The sequence below is a fragment of the Kitasatospora sp. NPDC089509 genome, assembly GCF_044749365.1.
Taxonomy (GTDB): Bacteria; Actinomycetota; Actinomycetes; order Streptomycetales; family Streptomycetaceae; genus Kitasatospora.
In genome coordinates, this window is record NZ_JBIVHS010000007.1 from 216,779 (window position 1) to 233,647 (window position 16,869).

16 protein-coding genes are annotated in these 16,869 nt (G+C 74.7%); 9 read left to right on the top strand and 7 right to left on the bottom strand.

Annotated features, from left to right (window positions below; translation table 11 throughout):
- Positions 1-80: 80 nt before the first annotated feature.
- A complete protein-coding gene (locus ACIP4P_RS17680) occupies positions 81-680 on the top strand; it encodes an HdeD family acid-resistance protein (protein ID WP_350514404.1) in 600 nt (199 codons plus the stop codon).
- A gap of 7 nt (positions 681-687) precedes the next feature.
- Here the strand turns inward: ACIP4P_RS17680 and ACIP4P_RS17685 are convergent, their stop codons facing one another.
- Together ACIP4P_RS17685 and ACIP4P_RS17690 are read right to left on the bottom strand one after the other, a co-directional pair.
- Positions 688-1,326, bottom strand: a complete 639-nt coding sequence (locus ACIP4P_RS17685; protein ID WP_350514405.1) for a DUF6461 domain-containing protein — start codon at positions 1,324-1,326, stop codon at positions 688-690.
- Between the two features lie 100 nt (positions 1,327-1,426).
- On the bottom strand, positions 1,427-2,845 hold the full coding sequence (locus ACIP4P_RS17690) for a CoA transferase (RefSeq protein WP_400919356.1): 1,419 nt from the start codon (positions 2,843-2,845) through the stop codon (positions 1,427-1,429).
- A gap of 228 nt (positions 2,846-3,073) precedes the next feature.
- Here ACIP4P_RS17690 and ACIP4P_RS17695 point away from each other — a divergent pair, with 228 nt between their 5' ends.
- Positions 3,074-3,769, top strand: a complete 696-nt coding sequence (locus ACIP4P_RS17695) for an N-acyl homoserine lactonase family protein (protein ID WP_400919358.1) — start codon at positions 3,074-3,076, stop codon at positions 3,767-3,769.
- Positions 3,770-3,788: 19 nt separating this feature from the next.
- Here the strand turns inward: ACIP4P_RS17695 and ACIP4P_RS17700 are convergent, their stop codons facing one another.
- Complete coding sequence (locus tag ACIP4P_RS17700; protein WP_400919361.1) at positions 3,789-5,108, bottom strand: cytochrome P450; 1,320 nt, start codon at positions 5,106-5,108, stop codon at positions 3,789-3,791.
- A 227-nt stretch (positions 5,109-5,335) separates the two neighbouring features.
- Here ACIP4P_RS17700 and ACIP4P_RS17705 point away from each other — a divergent pair, with 227 nt between their 5' ends.
- Entirely contained in the window at positions 5,336-6,223 is an 888-nt protein-coding gene (locus tag ACIP4P_RS17705; RefSeq protein ID WP_400919364.1) for a hypothetical protein, read from the top strand.
- A 315-nt stretch (positions 6,224-6,538) separates the two neighbouring features.
- Here ACIP4P_RS17705 and ACIP4P_RS17710 read toward each other — a convergent pair whose 3' ends face one another.
- Positions 6,539-6,805, bottom strand: coding sequence for a zf-HC2 domain-containing protein (locus tag ACIP4P_RS17710; protein ID WP_400919366.1), 267 nt, complete (start codon positions 6,803-6,805; stop codon positions 6,539-6,541).
- Between the two features lie 130 nt (positions 6,806-6,935).
- Between ACIP4P_RS17710 and ACIP4P_RS17715 the strand changes: the two genes are divergently transcribed.
- The 4 genes from ACIP4P_RS17715 (at position 6,936) to ACIP4P_RS17730 (ending at position 11,634) form a co-directional block, all read left to right on the top strand.
- Positions 6,936-7,499, top strand: coding sequence for a sigma-70 family RNA polymerase sigma factor (locus ACIP4P_RS17715; RefSeq protein ID WP_350514411.1), 564 nt, complete (start codon positions 6,936-6,938; stop codon positions 7,497-7,499).
- A 258-nt stretch (positions 7,500-7,757) separates the two neighbouring features.
- Complete coding sequence (locus ACIP4P_RS17720) at positions 7,758-9,134, top strand: MFS transporter (RefSeq protein ID WP_400919369.1); 1,377 nt, start codon at positions 7,758-7,760, stop codon at positions 9,132-9,134.
- 70 nt (positions 9,135-9,204) lie between these two features.
- Positions 9,205-10,533, top strand: a complete 1,329-nt coding sequence (locus ACIP4P_RS17725) for a cytochrome P450 (protein ID WP_400919371.1) — start codon at positions 9,205-9,207, stop codon at positions 10,531-10,533.
- A gap of 84 nt (positions 10,534-10,617) precedes the next feature.
- Positions 10,618-11,634, top strand: coding sequence for an L-tyrosine/L-tryptophan isonitrile synthase family protein (locus ACIP4P_RS17730; protein ID WP_400919374.1), 1,017 nt, complete (start codon positions 10,618-10,620; stop codon positions 11,632-11,634).
- A 13-nt stretch (positions 11,635-11,647) separates the two neighbouring features.
- Here ACIP4P_RS17730 and ACIP4P_RS17735 read toward each other — a convergent pair whose 3' ends face one another.
- The 3 genes from ACIP4P_RS17735 to ACIP4P_RS17745 all read right to left on the bottom strand — a co-directional run bounded on the left by ACIP4P_RS17735 (position 11,648) and on the right by ACIP4P_RS17745 (position 14,688).
- Positions 11,648-12,433: an ABC transporter ATP-binding protein gene (locus tag ACIP4P_RS17735; protein ID WP_400919377.1), complete on the bottom strand. Its 786-nt coding sequence runs from the start codon at positions 12,431-12,433 to the stop codon at positions 11,648-11,650.
- Positions 12,430-13,464, bottom strand: coding sequence for a FecCD family ABC transporter permease (locus ACIP4P_RS17740; RefSeq protein WP_400919795.1), 1,035 nt, complete (start codon positions 13,462-13,464; stop codon positions 12,430-12,432). Before ACIP4P_RS17740 ends, ACIP4P_RS17735 begins: the two co-directional genes overlap by 4 nt.
- A gap of 123 nt (positions 13,465-13,587) precedes the next feature.
- Positions 13,588-14,688 (bottom strand): ABC transporter substrate-binding protein, encoded by a 1,101-nt coding sequence (locus ACIP4P_RS17745; RefSeq protein WP_400919380.1) that lies wholly within the window; start codon positions 14,686-14,688, stop codon positions 13,588-13,590.
- A gap of 143 nt (positions 14,689-14,831) precedes the next feature.
- On the opposite strand from ACIP4P_RS17745, the gene ACIP4P_RS17750 reads away from it, so the two are divergent.
- Both ACIP4P_RS17750 and ACIP4P_RS17755 read left to right on the top strand, forming a co-directional pair.
- Positions 14,832-15,737: a helical backbone metal receptor gene (locus ACIP4P_RS17750; RefSeq protein ID WP_400919383.1), complete on the top strand. Its 906-nt coding sequence runs from the start codon at positions 14,832-14,834 to the stop codon at positions 15,735-15,737.
- Between the two features lie 49 nt (positions 15,738-15,786).
- Positions 15,787-16,812 (top strand): transglycosylase SLT domain-containing protein, encoded by a 1,026-nt coding sequence (locus ACIP4P_RS17755; RefSeq protein ID WP_400919385.1) that lies wholly within the window; start codon positions 15,787-15,789, stop codon positions 16,810-16,812.
- The last annotated feature ends 57 nt before the right edge of the window (positions 16,813-16,869 follow it).

The window sequence follows — 16,869 nt, forward strand, 5'->3', positions numbered from 1 at the left end:
ACGTACCCGGCAGGCGGTCCGGCGGCGGCGCGCGGAGGCTGGGGTTCGTCCTCCGCCCCCGACCCGAGGAGTACGCCGCCGTGGCCCCTCCGATCATCACCCCCGACGGAACCCCGGTCCAGGGCCCGCTCGGCGCACTCGCCAAGGCCGCCTGGCAGGTCCTGCTGGCCGCCGGGGTCGCCTCGCTCGCCCTGGGCATCGTCGTCTTCGTCTGGCCCCGGGAGACGCTGCTGGTGGTGGGCGTGCTGTTCGGCCTCTACCTGCTGGTCATCGGCGTCGTCCAGCTGGTCGCCGCGTTCGGCACCCACGCCACCACCGCACTGCGGGTCCTGGCCTTCATCAGCGGTGCGATCAGCGTGCTGCTCGGGCTGCTCTGCTTCCGCAGCGCGGTCCAGTCCCTGTTGCTGCTCGCCCTCTGGATCGGGATCGGCTGGCTGTTCCGCGGGATCACCCAGCTCGCCGCCGCGATCTCCGACCCGCTGATGCCCGCCCGCGGCTGGCAGGCCTTCGCGGGAGTGGCCAACACCCTGGCCGGCGTACTGCTGATGGTCTGGCCGGTCGGCTCGATCGCCGCGCTGACCGTACTGGCCGGGTGCTGGCTGGTGATCCTGGGCGTGGTCGAGATCGCGACCGCCGTCCAGGTGCGCGGCCGGGCCAAGCGGATCCCGTCCGGGGTCTGACCCGCCGCTACGGCCGGGGCGCGTAGCCGAGCCGGAAGGTGGCGGCCTCCAGTCGTTCCGGGCCGAGCCGGACGTCCGTCAGCCGCTCGGCGAGCGCGAACGCGGCCTCGGTGTGCAGCTCGTGGCGCTCCCCGTCCAGCTGGAAGCCGCAGGCCGCCAGCAGTTCGGGGATGCCGGGGGCATCGGCGTCCGTACCGTCCCGCTGGTCGACGAAGAGCGGTTCGAACTGCAGGCGGCAGGCGCCCCGCTCCCACCAGTTGAAGTGGTCCACCGCGTTGACGTTCCGGAAGTGCGAGACCAGCCGGGTGCCTTCGCCGAGCCCCGTTATGACCTCGGCCAGGCTGCCGAGGTAGCCGTAGGGCTCGACCGCGAGGGCCCAGCCGTCCAACTCGGTGACGGCGACCAGCAGTCGATCCTCGTCCGGGTCGAGCAGCGCCTCGGCCTCGGTGTCCTCCCCGTCGTCGAAGGTCTCCCAGGCGGCGACCACCGCGTCCAGCCCGGTCACCTCCCGGCCGGTCAGGGCGTCGAAGCGGCGCAGCAGTTCCTCGGCGGAGACGCCCTCGACCTGGGTGAGGCAGTAGGCCTCGCCCAGGACGGGGTAGCGCTGTTCGAACCAGGTGTAGTCGGTGGCGTGTGCGGCGGTCATGTGGTGATGGTGCCAGGGAGCGCTGACAATGCCGCCCGCCGGGTGTCCGGAGCGGGTGCCCGGAGCTGTGTCCCGGACCAGCCGCTCGGACACCGGCCGCTCAGAGCCAGACCGGGGCGTCCGTCCCCCAACGCCCGGGCGGACGGGCCCAGTCGGTCGGTGCACCGGCGTAGCCGATCGGCGGCAGGGCGTGCCGCAGCCGTCCGTACGCCGAGTCGGTCTCGGTGAGGTGGCGCGCCGGGTCGTACGGCTCGGTGCCGGAGTGCGACGAGGCGCCCGGCTCGGTGCCCGGTTCGGTGCCCGGCTCGGACGGGATGCCGTGCAGCAGCCAGGAGGCCGTACCGACGAAGGAGAAGCGCAGGTGGCGGCCGCCGGGGCGGCGGGTGCGCTGGTCGGTGAGGGCGCGCAGGACGGCGGCGGCGAGCAGGTAGCCGGTGCCGTGGTCGAGGGCCTGGGCGGGCAGCGCACCGGGGCGGCCGTCGGGCCCGGCCTCGTGGGCGGCGATGCCGACGCCGGCCTGGACCAGGCTGTCGAAGCCCCGGCGGCCGGACCACGGACCGGTCCAGCCCCAGGCGGAGATCTGGGCGAGGATCAGGTCGGGCCGCCGGGCGAACAGCGCCTCGGGGGCCAGGCCGTAGGCGTCGAGGGAGCCGGGGCGGTAGGCGGAGACCACCACGTCGGCGGTGTCGAGCAGGCCCTCGAAGACGGCCCGGTCGGCCGGGTCGGCGAGGTCGAGGCGGGTGGAGCGCTTGCCGAAGCCGGTGTCGGTGTGGGCGTCGTCGGCCTCGGGCAGCCGGGGCGAGTCGATCCGCAGCACGTCGACGCCGAGCAGGGCGAGGGTACGGGTGGCGACCGGTCCGGAGATCACCCGGCTGAGGTCGAGGACCCTGATCCCGGCGGCGGGCCGGTCCACCGGGACCGCTGCGAGCGGGCGGACCGGCGCGTCGCCGACCTCCCGGCACTCCACCAGGGGGTGCACGGCCTCACTCACCGGCGCGACCGCCACGGCGAGCGCCCCCGCCGCGTACGCGCGCTCCTGCACCTCCTCCCCCGGCAACGCGCCCAGCGTCTCGGCGAGTTGCTCCGGCCCGGCGTCGGGGGCGAGGCCGAGGACGTCCAGCAGCCGGTCGCGGTGGTGCGGGTAGTTGGCGTGGGTGCGGATCCAGCCGTCGGCGGTGCGCCAGAAGCCGGAGAGCGGGGCGAAGCCGACCGGCTTGCGGCCGTCGATCTCCAGGTGCCGCTCGCTGACGAAGGAGGTGGCGACCGCGCCCTCGTCCACCCGGACGGCGGGGACGGGGCCGCCGCCGCGGTGCGCGGCGAGCTCGGCGGCGGCCAACGAACAGGCGGCCACGGTGGCCCGGGCCAGCCGCCGCACCGGCAGGCCGGAGGGCAGGCCCTCCTGGGCGCCGTGGAACGCCACCCGGTCGAGGAGTTCGGCCGCTCCGCCGAGGGCGGACCAGACGTCGGCGGTGGGGCGGTCGGCGGGCCCGTGCTCGGGCGGTGTCGGACGATCGATCATGCCGGGCATTGTGCTCCGCATCCGGTCCGTCCGCCGTGACGCACGCCACCGCCCGCCGCACGGCGGTAGGTCTACGACGGGCCTCTGACCGGACGGTGCGTCACCGGCCCGCGACCGGGCGGCAGATGGGGCGCGACCGGGCCCCCGCAGGGCCCTCCGGGCGGCGGGTAGGGTGCGAACGGCGGCCGTCCCGGCCGACGCACGGGGGCTGAGTGACAAGGGGGACGCATGCACACGATCCGCCGTCTCGACCTGGGCTACATCGTCCGGCCGGCCGAGGAGGTGGGCGGGCCCGAGCCGCGGGTGGAACCGGTGCTCGCGTACCTGGTCCGGGGCTCGGAGGGGCTGCTGCTGTTCGACACCGGGATCGGTGCGGGCTCACCGGAGACCGAGGCGCACTACCGCCCGGTGCGCCGCCCGCTGCCGGAGGCGCTCGCCGCGGCCGGGGTCGCGGTCTCCGACATCGACCTGGTGGTCAACTGCCACCTGCACTTCGACCACTGCGGCGGCAATCCGCTGTTCGCCGGGACGCCGGTCCTCGTCCAGTCGACCGAACTGGCCACCGCCCGGCGCGGCGACTACACCATCGACGCCTTGGTCGACTTCCCCGGCGCCGTCCACCGAGAGCTCGACGGCGAGACGGCGATCTGGCCCGGCCTCCGGGTGCTCCCCACCCCCGGACACACCGCCGGCCACCAGTCCCTGCTGGTCGAACGCAGCGACGGCCACACCGTGCTGCTGGCCGGGCAGGCGTACGACTTCGCCTCCGAGTACGGGCAGGCCGTGCTGGCCCGGCGGGCGGTGCGCGACGGGGTCGCGGCGCCGCTGCCCGGCTACCGGGCCTGGCTGGACCGGGTCGCGGAGCTCGGGCCGCACCAGGTGGTGTTCGCCCACGACCACGCGGTGTGGACGCCGTCCGTCTAGCGCCGCCGGGTCCGGGGATTCAGAAGGCGAAGCCCAGCGAGCGGACGCGGTGGTCGAAGCTGGACGGGACGAGCACCGGCTCGCCGACCGACCGGGCCTCGGGCAGCCGGGTGAACAGCTCGCGGAACAGTGCCGTCATCTCCTGCCGGGCCAGGTGCGCGCCGAGGCAGTAGTGCGGCCCACCCCCGCCGTAGCCGAGGTGGGGGTTGGGGTCGCGGGTGATGTCGAAGGCCTCCGGATCGGGGAAGACGGACTCGTCCCGGTTCGCCGAGCCGTAGTACAGCGCGACCTTCTCCCCCGCCCTCAGCAGCGGCCCGCCCGGGCCGCCGAGCTCGTGGTCGACGGCGACGGTGCGACGGAACTGGACGATCGGTGTGGCGTGCCGGAGGATCTCGTCCACCGCCCCGTCGAGCCGCCCGTCCAGGTCGGCGAGGAGCAGGGCGCGCTGCTCGGGGTGCACGGTCAGCAGGTGCAGACCGTGGGCGAGCGCGTTGCGGGTGGTCTCGACCCCGGCGACCAGCAGCAGGCTGAAGAAGGCGCCCAGCTCGCGACCGGTCAGCCGGCGACCGGCCACGTCGGCGGTGACCAGCGCGGAGATGAGGTCCTCGGCGGGCCGGCGGCGGCGCTCGCGACCGATCGCGGCGACGATGCCCTGCATCCGCGCCAGCGCGGCCAGTCCCCGCCCGGGGATCCGGAACCGGCGGCGCAGCGGCCGGGCCACGCCGACGTCCGCGGAATTGCGGTCGACCAGGTCGAGGATCCTGCGGCGGGGCTCCTCCGGGATGCCCATCAGGGTGCAGATCACCTGGAACGGGAGCTGGGCGGCGACCGGGCCGACGAAGTCCCCGGGGCGCCCGCGTTCGACCTCGTCCACCAGGGCGGCGGCGATCCGCCGGACGTCCTCCTCGACCCGGCCGAGCAGGCGCGGGGTGAAGGCCCGGGAGACGACCCGGCGCAGCTGGGCGTGCCGGGGGTCGTCGAGGTTGACCATCGAGTCGCCGAACAGCAGCCGGACCCAGCGGGCCGGTTCGGGGGTGGTCACGCCGGGGGCGGACCGGAAGACCGCCGGGGTGCGGCTGGCCTCGACCACGTCGGCGTACCGGACCAGGGCGTGGAATCCACGACCGGTCGCGCGGTCGCCGAAGTAGACCGGGGCGGGGCGGCGGCGCAGGTCGGCGAAGGCGGCGGCGCGGGCGGCGGCGGGCAGCTGCCAGAACCGGGGGGCGGCCAGGTCGGGGACGGCGGTGGTGCCGGCCGGGGCCGTGGGGACCGGGGTCGTGGGGACCGGGATTGTGGGGCGGGAGGTCGTGGGGGCGGAGACGTCGGTCGGAATGTCCATGGCCGTGCTTCCTGCTTCCGGTCGGGTTCGTTCCGGTGCGTACGATCCGTGCTTGAGTGTGCACTTCTAGTGATCGGCAGGTGCGGGTGTCAAGCCGGTTCGACGACCACGTGAAACCGTGCTAAAAGCCGTTGATCGGTCGACCCGACGAGCCGGGCATGGTCTCACGGACCGGAACCGGCCATCACCGGAGGGTGCGGTACGGGCGGGGCATGGCGGGTGCGACGATGAGTGCCATCGTGATGACCGACCGGATCCGCCTGCTGCGCGCCGCGGTCTTCGCCGCGCTGTGCGTGGCGATGGCCGCCACGGCGCACGTCGCCATGGCCGGGCCCGGAGTCTCTCCGCCGGTGCTGCTCGGCGCGTTCGGGGCGGTCCTCGGACTGACCTGGCTGCTGGCCGGAAAGCGGCGGGGGCTCGGTGTGATCAGCGTCTGGATGGTCGCGGCGCAGAGCGCGCTGCACCTGCTGTTCGAACAGGCCGGGACGCTCGGCCGCGGGGGCGGCGGTCTCGGCCGGCTCGCCACCACGGACTGGGCCGGCCTGCTGCTCTGCAACCCGGACCGGATGCCCGGCGGGCTCTCGCCGGTCGAGCTGGCCCGGATGGCGGGCATCGACCCGGACGCACCACCGGCCACCGGCCACCTGCGCCCGATGACGGGGATCCACCACGGGGCAGCGGGGGCGGTCGACGGAACGGCCGTGGACACGGGCCTGACCGGAATGACGGGCATGCCTGGGATGCCTGGGATGTCGGGGGCATCGGCGGTACCGGGGATGTCGCACGGCATGTCGCACCAGATGTCCCACGGCATGTCGCACGGCATGTCGGCGGGAATGGCCCTCGCCCACGTGCTGGCGGCACTCGCCTGTGCGCTGCTGCTCTGGCGCGGTGACGCCGCGCTGGTCCGGGTCTTCGAACTGCTCGCCGCGCTCGGGACGGTGGTCGCCGGGGCGCTGCTGCTCCCGCTGCTGACACTGTTCGTGCGGCCCTTCGGGTACCGGCCGCCGGCCGCGCCCCGCCGCGCCGACCAGCCGGCCCGGCTGCCCCGGTCGGTCCTGCTGACCCATGCCGTCGTCCGGCGCGGGCCGCCGGCGTTCGCCCTCGCTTCCTGACGCGCCCGCCGCGCCCGTCCCCCTCCGGCCCTGACCCGGCCGCCTTCGGGGTCCCCGCGTCGGGCAGGTCGCCCTGCCGCACCGCCGCGCCCCGCGCCGTCACGTCCCGTGTCGTCGCGCTCCGGGCCGCCGTGCCGTCGGGGCCCGGGTCCGGAGCCGTGCCCGCCGACACCCCCTCGGGAGGTGCGGTGCGCCGTGCGGCCGGCCCATGGACGACTGCGGCGCCGCTGCGCGCGGTGCCGCTCCCCGCCTTACCCTCGGGACCTTTCCATGCCTCATCACGACGGCGCACCGGTGTGCGCCGGCGCCGGCGCCCTACTGCTCTGCGGTCCGCGGACCCTCCGGTGCGCGACCGTCCGGGCCGTCCGCCCCCAGCCGGGCCCACAGCCCGGCCGCCCACTCCGGCGACGGGCCGTCGGCGGCGGTCGCCCGCGTACGGGCGCGCAGCCGCTCGGCCCGTTCCAGCCAGTCCCGGCAGCCGGCGCAGCGCGCCAGGTGTCGGTCCACCCGGGTGCCGGGCAGACCGCTCGGTTCGCCGTCGAGCCGGGCGGACAGAGCGGTACGGAACTGCGCGCATCTCATAGCACCATCGTCCCGCACGGCCGCCGAGCCGGGACCGACCGGGGCAGGACCGGCGACATCGGGATCAGCACGGCCGGGATCAACGCAGTCGCGATCGGCACGGCCGGAACCGGCCGGATCGGGGGCCGTCGTGGATGACGACCAGCTCACCGCGCTCGCGCTGACCGCCCGCTCGGGCCGGGCGGCGGACGTCGAGGCCTTCGTCCGGGCGACCCAGCGGGACGTCTGGCGCTTCGTCGCCCACCTCACCGACGTGCAGTCCGCCGACGACCTCGCCCAGGAGACCTTTCTCCGGGCACTGCGCGGCCTCCCCTCCTTCGCCGGACGCTCCTCGGCCCGCACCTGGCTGCTGTCGATCGCCCGGCGCACCGTGATCGACCGGTACCGGATGGCCGCCGCGCGGCCGCGTTGCGCGGCACTGCCGGACTGGCAGGAGGCGGCGGAACGACAGGGCGGGATCCCGGCCGCCGGCTTCGAGGACGGGATCGCGCTCGGGGACCTACTCGAACGCGTCCCCGTGCAACGGCGCGAGGCCTTCGTCCTGACCCAGGTGGTCGGCCTGAGCTACGCCGAGGCGGCCGAGGTCGCCGGATGCCCGGTCGGCACCGTGCGGTCCCGGGTCGCCCGGGCCCGCGAGGAGCTGATAGCGCGCCTGCGGGCGGCCGAGGCCGGGGAGCTCGCGGCGGCCTGCTGAGCGGCCCGCGGGCGGACAGCGAGCGGGCGACGGCTGACGAAGAACAGCCAACAGATAACGGATGACAGATTTCATCATCTGTCATCCGTTATCTGTTATCCGCTCGCTGTCACCTGACACCTGTCAGCCGCTCCCTGTCGCCCGCCCGGAAAAATTCCCCCAAGTGTTCGGAACTGGAGCCCGCCCGCCCCCGACTGCTGTACCGGACACCGCCGCCGAGGCGGTGCCGGTACGGCTACGGGGGAACGGAGGACCTTCATGCGAGCGCACCATCAAACCACCACAGGCGACCTGACGGACCATCAGGTCGAACCGGCGGACCGGTGGAGCCTGGTGGTGGCCGCCGGACTGCTCTCGTTCGTCGCGATGCTCGACATGAACGTGGTCAACCTGGCACTCACCGACATATCCGCCGGCCTGCACGTCTCCGCCGGAGTCGCCCAGTGGGCCGTCCTCGGCTACCAACTCCCGCTCGTCGCCCTGCTCTTGCCCGCCGGTCGGTGGCTCGACCAGGTCGGCACCCGGTCCGCGCTGCTGCTCGCGGTCAGCTGCTTCGCGACCTGCAGCGTGCTCGCCGCCCTTGCCCCGTGGGCGAGTTGGCTGATCGCCGCCCGACTGCTGCAAGGTGCCTTCGGCGCCGTGCTGTTCGTCCTGATGCCGGTGCTGGCCGCGACCTCCGTCCGGCCCGAGCTGCGCGGGCGGGCGATGAGCGTGCCCGCGACGCTGGGGCCGCTCGGCGCCGTCACCGGCCCGGTGCTGGGCGGCCTGCTGCTGGACCACCTCGGCTGGCGGGCGATCTTCCTGGTCAAGCTTCCGGTCTGCCTGGCCGCCGTACTGATCGTGCGCCGGTACGCCCCGCGGCGCGGTGGGCTGCGCCTGCCCGACCGGGCCTCGCTCGGCGACGCCGCGCTGATCGGCTCGGCGGTCGGCGGCATCCTGCTCGGACTCACCCTGGCACCGAAGGGCCCGCAGTGGCTGCTGCTCGCACTGCCCGCCGCGCCGCTGGTGCTGCTCTGGCTGCGTCGCCCGGGCGGTCGGCCGGTGGGCGAGGTGTTGCGGGCGGCCGGTACCGCCGGGGTGAACGCCTCGGTGCTGGCGCTCGCCGCCGGGTTCGCCGCCTGCCAGTACCTGCTCGTCCAGTTCCTGCGCGGCCCGCACGGCGAGAGCGCCACCTCGACCGCGCTGACCATGCTGGCCTTCCCGCTCGGCATGGTGCTGGCCGGGCGGGTCGGCGGTCGGTTGGCCGACCGCTGGGGCGCCCGGCCCACCGCGCTGACCGGCGCCGTCCTCACCACCTGCGGCCTGGCGCTGCTCGTCCCGGTCGGCGCCGACTGGTCCGCCCTCGACATCGCCGCCCGGCTCGCACTGGCCGGCGCCGGGATGGGCCTCAACGGCGGCCCGACCCAGGCCCTGGTGATGACCGCCTCCCCGCCCGGGAAACTCGCCACCGCCGGCTCCGCCGTCCAGCTCTCCCGCAGTCTGGGCTTCGCCCTCGGCCCCGCCCTGGCCACCGCCGCCGCTCTGGCGGGCGACCGCGCCACCACCGGGACGCACGTCGGCATCGCCCTGGCCGCCCTGGTCGCGGCCACCGCCGTGGTCCTGCTGGCCCGGTACCGGCGCCGCCCGCAGGCGTAGCGCGCGACAGCCCCACCCCCCTCATCGGATCACCGGCCCCTCGCCTCGTCCCACCGGAGAAAGCACACCCATGACCGACACCACCCCCGACCCGGCCACGCCCGCAGCCGCGCGCTGCCCCTACGGCCACGACCGGCTCCCCTCCCCCGTCCCGCTCCACGGACCCGCCTACAAGACCGACCCGTACCCGCTCTACCGCCGGATGCGCGAGGCCGGTCCGGTGCACCGGGTCGAGTTCCCGAGCGGCATCCACGCCTGGCTGGTCACCGGCCACCAGGCCGCCCACGCGACCCTCAACGACCCCCGGCTCGGGAAGAACCACGCCCTGGGCAACGACAATTGGCGCCGACTCGCCTCGATCATGCCGGAGCCGCAGCACTCCCAGCTCCAGGTCCACCTGCTGCACCAGGACCCGCCCAAGCACACCGTGATGCGCCGCCTGGTGCTGGACGCCTTCGCCCCGCGCCGGGTGGAGGCGCTGCGCCCGCGGCTGCAGGAGCTCGCCGACGCCCTGGTGGACGAGCTCCCGGCGACCGGGGGTACCGATCTGGTGGCCGGCTTCGCGGCCCACTACCCCTTCCGGGTGCTGGCCGAAGTCATCTGCCTGCCCGCCGAGTTGGCCGCGCACTTCGACCGGGACTGGGGCAAGGTGGTCCAGCCGGTCGGACCGCAGGACCCGGGCCGTCCGGCGTACGAGGCGCGGCTGCGCGGCCTGCAGACGTACATCGCCGAGGTGGTCGCCCGCAAGCGGGCCGACCGGCAGTCCCCCGACTGGGACGAGCAGGAGGACCTGCTCGGCCGACTGGTCGCCGCCCACGACGCGGGCGAGTTGAGCCGCGAAGAGCTGGACTCGATCGTGTTCCAGCTGCTGGTCGCCGGGCAGGAACCGGTGACCAACCAGATCACCACCATGCTGATCACCCTGCTGCGCCACCCCGGGCAGCTCGCCGCGCTGCGCGCCGGCCTCGACGAGCCCGGCCGGCTGGCCCGGGCGGTGGAGGAACTGCTGCGCCACGACGCCGCGTTCGAGCTCACCACCTGGCGCTTCTTCGCCGAGGACAGCGATCTGTTCGGCACCGTCGTCCCGGCCGGCGACTCGGTGATCGTCTCGCTCTGCGCCGCCAACCGCGACGACGCGCAGTTCCCGGAGGCCGACCGCCTCGACCTGGACCGCACGCCGAACGCCCACCTCGCCTTCGGTCACGGCATCCACTACTGCCCGGGTGCCGCCCTGGCCCGGGCCGAACTGCAGATCGCCATCGGCACCCTGCTCGGCCGACTGTCCGGGCTGCGCCCCGCCGCAACACCCGGGGACGGACTGGACGAACTCGCCTGGATCCCGGCCGTGCTGGCGCGCGGCGTGAACCGGCTGCCGGTCGACTACGACCGGCGCGACTGAACTCCCGCGCCCGGCACCGCACACCGGCCGCGCATCCGTAGACCCGCACACCCGTCACCCGCCCATCCGCGGAGGAGATCCATCATGCCGCCCGTCGGCACCGCCCCCGTCAGTGCCCCGATCGCCGTCGACACCCCCGAGCAGCCGCAACACGAACGGCCGCACTGCGAGCAGCCGCAGCCCGAGCAGCCGTCGCCGGCCCGGCTCGCCGCCCGGATCCTGGGCCTGCTGCTGCCGCACCGCCGCGCCTCCGACCCGGAGTTCGACGCCGCACCCGAGCACTTCCCCTTCCAACTCGCCCAGTTGGCGGACTTCATCGCCGCCGGTGAGCCGATCGTGTTCACCCTGCCGGGCTTCCCGTGCAAGTCGCCGAACCCGGCGAAGGTGCTCGGCCACCTGCCCGACGAGGGCGAGCGGCTGTCGCTGACCTTCCTCGACGAGCTCTGCGCCCGGATCGGCCGGATCCACCCGCCCGGCGCCCGGATCCTGATCTGCTCGGACGGGCACATCTTCGGCGACCTGATCAACGTCCCCGACGAGCACATCGACGAGTACTCCGACGAGTTGACCGCGATGATCGAGCGCGAGGGCCTGCACCGCCTCGACACCTTCGACCTGCGCGCCGTACTCGGCGACCTGCCGTACGACGAGAAGCGCGCCCGGGTGCACGAGCGGTACGCGCCCACCGTCGAGGAGTTGCGCGAGCAGGTGCTGACCGAGCAGGAGACCCTGCGGCTCTACCGCGGCATCACCCGCTTCCTCACCGAGGACACCGTGGACTTCCCGGGCACCCGGTCCGCGCTGCAGCGGGAGTGCCGGCGCCGCGCCTACGGGGTGATCCAACGCAGCCGCGCCTGGGGTGAGTTGATCGCCGAGCAGTACCCCCGGGCGGTGCGCCTGTCGATCCACCCGCAGCCGGCCGGTGCGGCGAAGTTCGGCATCCGGCTGCTGGCGGCCGCCGACGCCTGGATGACGCCCTGGCACTCGGCGGTGCTCCACCGGCCGGACGGCAGCTGGGAGTTGCTGCGCAACGCGGATGCCGCGCGGCTCGGCCGGCCGGTGCTGCACGCGGGCCGGCCGAGCCACTACGAGAGCTGCTAGGCCCCCGTCCGGTCTAGCAGGGCACGCCCGCCGGGGAGCGGTGGTCGAAGGCGATCAACGGGTCACCGGTGAGCGGGTGTTCGACCACCGCGGCGCGGACGCCGAAGACCTCGGCCAGCAGCTCGGCGGTCAGCACCTCGCGCGGCGCCCCGGAGGCCACCAGGGCACCGCGGTGCAGCACGTGCAGCCGGTCGCAGACCGAGGCGGCGGCGTTGAGGTCGTGCAGCGCGACCAGCGTGGTGCGGCGCTGTTCCCGCAGCAGGGCGAGCAGTTCGACCTGGTGCCGGACGTCCAGGTGGTTGGTGGGTTCGTCCAGCACCAGGACGTCCGGCTGCTGGGCGAGGGCCCGGGCGAGCAGCACCCGCTGCCTTTCCCCACCGGACAGTTGGGCGAACCGGCGGTCGGCGGCCCCGGCCATGCCGACCCGGGCCAGCGCCTCGGCGGTGATCCGGTGGTCCTCGGGGTCGTCGGCCGCGAAGGCCCGCTTGTACGGGGTGCGGCCCATCGCCACCACCTCGCGCACGCTCAACTCGAAGTCCCCGCCGCGCTCCTGGGGCAGCGCGCCGATGTGCCGGGCGGACTGCGCGGGCCGCAGCTCCGCCAGGTCCCGCCCGGCCAGCAGCACCCGTCCGGCACTCGGGCGCAGATGTCGGTAGACGGTGCGCAGCAGGCTGGACTTGCCGCTGCCGTTGGGCCCGACCAGCCCGGCGATCTCCCCCTCCTCGGCGACCAGGTGGACCCCGGCCACCACCGTGCGGCCGGCCAGGGCGACGCTCAGGTCCTCGACGGCGATCCTCAACTGCGCTCCAGTCGTCGGTCCAGCAGGTAGAGCAGGGTGGGGGCGCCGAGCACCGCGGTGACCACGCCGATCGGCAGTTCCTGGCCGTCCAGGGCGGTGCGGGCGACGGTGTCGACCACCACCAGGAGAACGGCCCCGGTGAGCGCGGACAGCGGCAGCAGCCGCCGGTGGTCGCCGCCGACGAGCAGTCGGCAGACGTGCGGCACCATCAGTCCGACGAAGCCGATCGCCCCGGAGACGGCGACCAGTACGCCGGTGAGCACGCTGGTGACGACGAAGACCTCGCGGCGCAGCCGGGCGACGTCCACGCCGAGTCCGGCGGCCGTCTCGTCGCCCATCAGCATCGCGTTGAGCCCCCGGGCCCGGGCCTGGAGCAGGGCCAGGCCGAGTGCCACGGCGGCCGCGGGGACGGCGAGTTGGGCCCAGACGGCCCCGCCGAGGCTGCCCATCAGCCAGAACAGCACACCCCGGGTCTGCTGCTCGTCGCTGGTCTGCAGGACGAGGTAGCTGGTGATGCCGCCGAGGAACTGGGCGATCCCGATGCCGGCCAGTACCAGGCGCAGCGGGGAGAACCCGCCGCCGCGCCGGGCCATCAGCCAGACCAGGGAGAACGCGCCGAGCGCGCCGACGAAGGCCGCCAGGGAGACGGTGAGGCCGAGCGCGCTGCCGAAGGAGAGTTCGAGACCGAAGGCGGTGCCGAGCACGAGGGTGGCGACCGCCCCGAGGGAGGCGCCGGAGGAGATGCCGAGCAGGTAGGGGTCGGCGAGCGGGTTGCGGACCAGGGCCTGTACGGCGGTGCCGACCAGACCGAGTCCGGCGCCCACCACGGCCGCCAACAGGGCGCGCGGGACGCGCAGTTGCCAGACGATGAGGTCGCGGGTGCCGGGTTCGGGCGCCCGGCCGGTGAGGTGGTGGGCGACCACCGACCAGACCTCGCCGGGCGGGACGTCCACCGAGCCGAGCGAGACGGCGGCGGTCAGGGCGAGCACCAGGGCGACGGCGAGCGCACCGGCCAGCGGCCCGGCCCGCAGTGTGCGGGCCGGGCGCCGGGCGGCGGTGCCGGGTTCACTACCGCCGTCGCCACCGGACCCGGTGACGGCTCCGGTGGCGGTGGCGGTCTCGGCTGCGGTGCCGGATTCGACCGAAGTCACCTGTTACCGACCGTTCTTGACGAGGTCGGGGTGGACGGTGGCGGCGATCTGCCGGACGGCGTCGGCGTTGCGCACGCCCGCGATGGTGGTCACCTCGGAGCCGAGCCGCACGAAGTGCCCCTCCTGGACGGCCTTCAGGCCCTGGGTCGCCGGGAAGCTCCGCAGGAACGCCTCGGCGTCGTCGAAGGCCTTGCGGGTGGCCTCCTCGCTGCCCCGGTTGCGCACCGCCAGCTGGATCCAGTCCGGGTTCTTGGCGACCACGTCCTCCCAGGAGCCGGGCTTGAAGTCGGCGTCGCAGTCGGCGAACACGTTGCGGGCGCCGGCCAGGGTGATCACCGCGTTGGCCACCTGCCGGCCGCAGACCGCGACCGGCTGCTTGGTCCCGGCGTCGAAGTCGAAGACGAAGTAGCCCGGCCGCTTGTCCGCCGGGACACCGGCGAGCGCGGTACGGACCTCGCCGACCTGCTTCTCCATCCCGCTGACGAGTTCCTCGGCGCGGGCGGCGGTACCGGTGACGGCACCGAGGCGGCGGATGTCGTCCTCCACCCCGGCGAGGTCGGTGCGCGGCGCCTTGGCGGCCTTCGGGGTCCCGGCGCAGGCGGTGGACAGCAGGTAGACGTGCTGGATGCCGGCCGCCGCGAACTCCTCCGGAGTCGGGCCGGCGGCCCCGCCCATCATCGGCATCGCGCCGAAGGTGTCGACGTACAGGTCGGCGCCGGAGCCGAGCAGCTTCTCCTTGGGGATGCTCTTGTCACCGAGCACCGGGACCTTGGCGCCCTGTTCGGCCAGGTCCGCCGGCAGGGTGCCCTTGCCGGGCGGGAACCCGGTGCCGATCACCCGGTCGCCCGCGCCGAGCCGCAGCAGCATCTCCAGGCTCGCCGCGTTGCTGGTGACGATCTTCGTCGGGGCCTTGTCGATGGTCGTGTCCTTGCCCGCGCAGTCGGCGACCGTGACGGGGAAGCTCCCGGCCGGAGCGGCCTGGGCGGTGACGGCGGCGCTGTTCCCGGCACCGCCGCCACTGCCGGCGGTGTTTCCGCTGCTTCCGCAGGCGGTGGCGAACAGAGCGACGGCGGCCGCGATACCGCAGACGACGCGAGGGCGCATGGGGACTCTCCTGGTCGGTGGTGGTGCTGTGCGGCCCGCGCTGCGGACCCGGACCAGGTAGTCGGACGGAGGCGGCGACGGGTTCCCGCGACTTGCGGGCCGTCCCGCTCCGATGCGACGGGCGCCGCGCATAGGGTGGCCGAATGGCTGCCCCGACCGATCCGCGCGACGCCGCCCGAGCGCACGCCGAGGCCCGAGCGCACGACGACGCCCGATCGCACGACGGGGTCGACCCGCAGGACGGCGCCGACCCGCGGGACGACCTCGGCCTGTCCGTCCCGCTCGGCCCCCACCCACCGCGCCGGGTGGTCTCGTTGGTGCCCTCGCTGACCGAGGCCGTCGCCGTCACCGCGCCCGGCCTGCTGGTCGGCGCCACCGACTGGTGCAGCCACCCCGCCGACCTGGCGGTCACCCGGATCGGCGGCACCAAGAATCCGGACCTGCCGGGCATCCTCGCGCTCGGCCCCGATCTCGTGATCGCCAACGACGAGGAGAACCGCCGCCCCGATCTGGACTCCCTGCGCGCCGCGGGGGTGCCGGTCTGGGTCACCGACATCCGCACCCTGGACGACGGCCTCCGCTCCCTGCACCGGCTGCTCACCGTCGCCTGTCAACTGCCGCGCCCGGCCTGGCTGGACGAGGCGGAGGCGGCCTGGCGCGACCTCCCGCCGGGGCACGGGCCGGCGGACGGCCCCCGGGTGATCGTGCCGATCTGGCGCCGCCCGTGGATGGTGCTCGGCCGGGACACCTTCGCCGGGGACCTGCTGCACCGCCTCGGCCTGCGGCTCGTGCACGCCCGGCACCCCGACCGCTACCCGGCCGTACCGCTGCCCGAACTGCTCGCGGAGCAGCCGGACTTGGTGGTGCTGCCCGACGAGCCGTACCGCTTCACCGCCGAGGACGGCCCGGAGGCGTTCCCGGGCATCCCGGCCGCGCTGGTCAGCGGACGGCACCTGACCTGGTACGGACCCTCGCTCACGACCGCCCCGGCGGTCCTCCGGCTGGCGATCGACCACCCGTTCGTCCAGGGCCGCGAGAGCACACCATAGGATGACCGCCACTCACCGGGATCACCGGTGACAAGTGGGGGGACCGTAGATGAGTTCGAGCACCACCCGGCGGACCGCCGCCCTGGTGTCCGCCGTCGCCGTGTCGACCGCCGTCCTGGCGGGCTGCGGCACCGAGAGCGCCGACAAGCACCCGAACGCGGCGTCCAGCACCACGCTCACTGCGGCCACCGCCACACCGAGCGACCCGGCGAGCGCCAGCCCGTCCGCCGGCACCACCCCGACGCCGACCGGCTCGGCGTCCGCGAGCCCCAGCGCCTCGCACAGCCCGAGCGCGAGCGCGAGCAAGTCCGCGAAGGCCTCGCCCACCGCCCAGGCCGGCAACGCCAAGAGCGGCGGCAACGCGGCCGGTGCACCCGCCACCCAGCCGCCGGTCGAGAAGCCCGCGATACCCGCGCCCGTCCCGACCGCCAAGCCCGGCGCCGTCGCCCTCCCCGCGCCGCCCGCCCCGCCGGTCCCGCACGTGCCCCCGCTGCAGAGCGGCTGCCAGCCCAGCAAGCCCCAGCCGGACGAGCCCAAGACGGCGGTCGGCGCGGCACTCACGGCGGCGGCCGGCCAGTCCCGGGTGCTCACCCTGAGCTCCGGCGGCACCGACAAGCTCCCGCCGCTGCCGGTCAACCTGGTGAAGGCGATCGCCTGGCAGGAGAGCGGCTGGCAGTCCGGCATCCTCGCCTGCGACGGCGGTATCGGCACCATGCAGATCATGACCAACACCGTCAGCTGGATGAACGGCAAGTACGGCACCAACTCCGACCCCAAGACGCTCACCGGGAACGTCCAGCTCGGCACCCAGCTGCTCGACTGGCTGGTCGCCTACTACGGCGACTCCTCCTTCGACGGCAAGTACGACCTCTCCCCCGACCCGGCCACCGGCAAGACGCCGCTGCTCGACCTGGTCATCTCGGCCTACAACGCGGGCGCGGGCAACGTGCACTACACCACGGTCACCGACCCCACCTCCGGCCAGATCGTCGGCAGCCTGGACATCCCCAACCCGAAGTACGTCGCCAACGTGAAGGCGCTGATGGCCGGCCAGCCGTGGAACGCGGCCGGCTGACGCCTCCCCCACGTCACGGTGGTCCGGCCGCGGCCGGACGTCGGTACGGCGCAGGGC

Coding starts and splice junctions, on each gene's coding strand:
- ACIP4P_RS17685 (WP_350514405.1), bottom strand. CDS start 1,326: ATGACCGCCGCACACGCCACCGACTACACCTGGTTCGAACAGCGCTAC.
- ACIP4P_RS17690 (WP_400919356.1), bottom strand. CDS start 2,845: ATGATCGATCGTCCGACACCGCCCGAGCACGGGCCCGCCGACCGCCCC.
- ACIP4P_RS17695 (WP_400919358.1), top strand. CDS start 3,074: ATGCACACGATCCGCCGTCTCGACCTGGGCTACATCGTCCGGCCGGCC.
- ACIP4P_RS17700 (WP_400919361.1), bottom strand. CDS start 5,108: ATGGACATTCCGACCGACGTCTCCGCCCCCACGACCTCCCGCCCCACA.
- ACIP4P_RS17705 (WP_400919364.1), top strand. CDS start 5,336: ATGAGTGCCATCGTGATGACCGACCGGATCCGCCTGCTGCGCGCCGCG.
- ACIP4P_RS17710 (WP_400919366.1), bottom strand. CDS start 6,805: ATGAGATGCGCGCAGTTCCGTACCGCTCTGTCCGCCCGGCTCGACGGC.
- ACIP4P_RS17720 (WP_400919369.1), top strand. CDS start 7,758: ATGCGAGCGCACCATCAAACCACCACAGGCGACCTGACGGACCATCAG.
- ACIP4P_RS17725 (WP_400919371.1), top strand. CDS start 9,205: ATGACCGACACCACCCCCGACCCGGCCACGCCCGCAGCCGCGCGCTGC.
- ACIP4P_RS17730 (WP_400919374.1), top strand. CDS start 10,618: ATGCCGCCCGTCGGCACCGCCCCCGTCAGTGCCCCGATCGCCGTCGAC.
- ACIP4P_RS17745 (WP_400919380.1), bottom strand. CDS start 14,688: ATGCGCCCTCGCGTCGTCTGCGGTATCGCGGCCGCCGTCGCTCTGTTC.
- ACIP4P_RS17750 (WP_400919383.1), top strand. CDS start 14,832: ATGGCTGCCCCGACCGATCCGCGCGACGCCGCCCGAGCGCACGCCGAG.
- ACIP4P_RS17755 (WP_400919385.1), top strand. CDS start 15,787: ATGAGTTCGAGCACCACCCGGCGGACCGCCGCCCTGGTGTCCGCCGTC.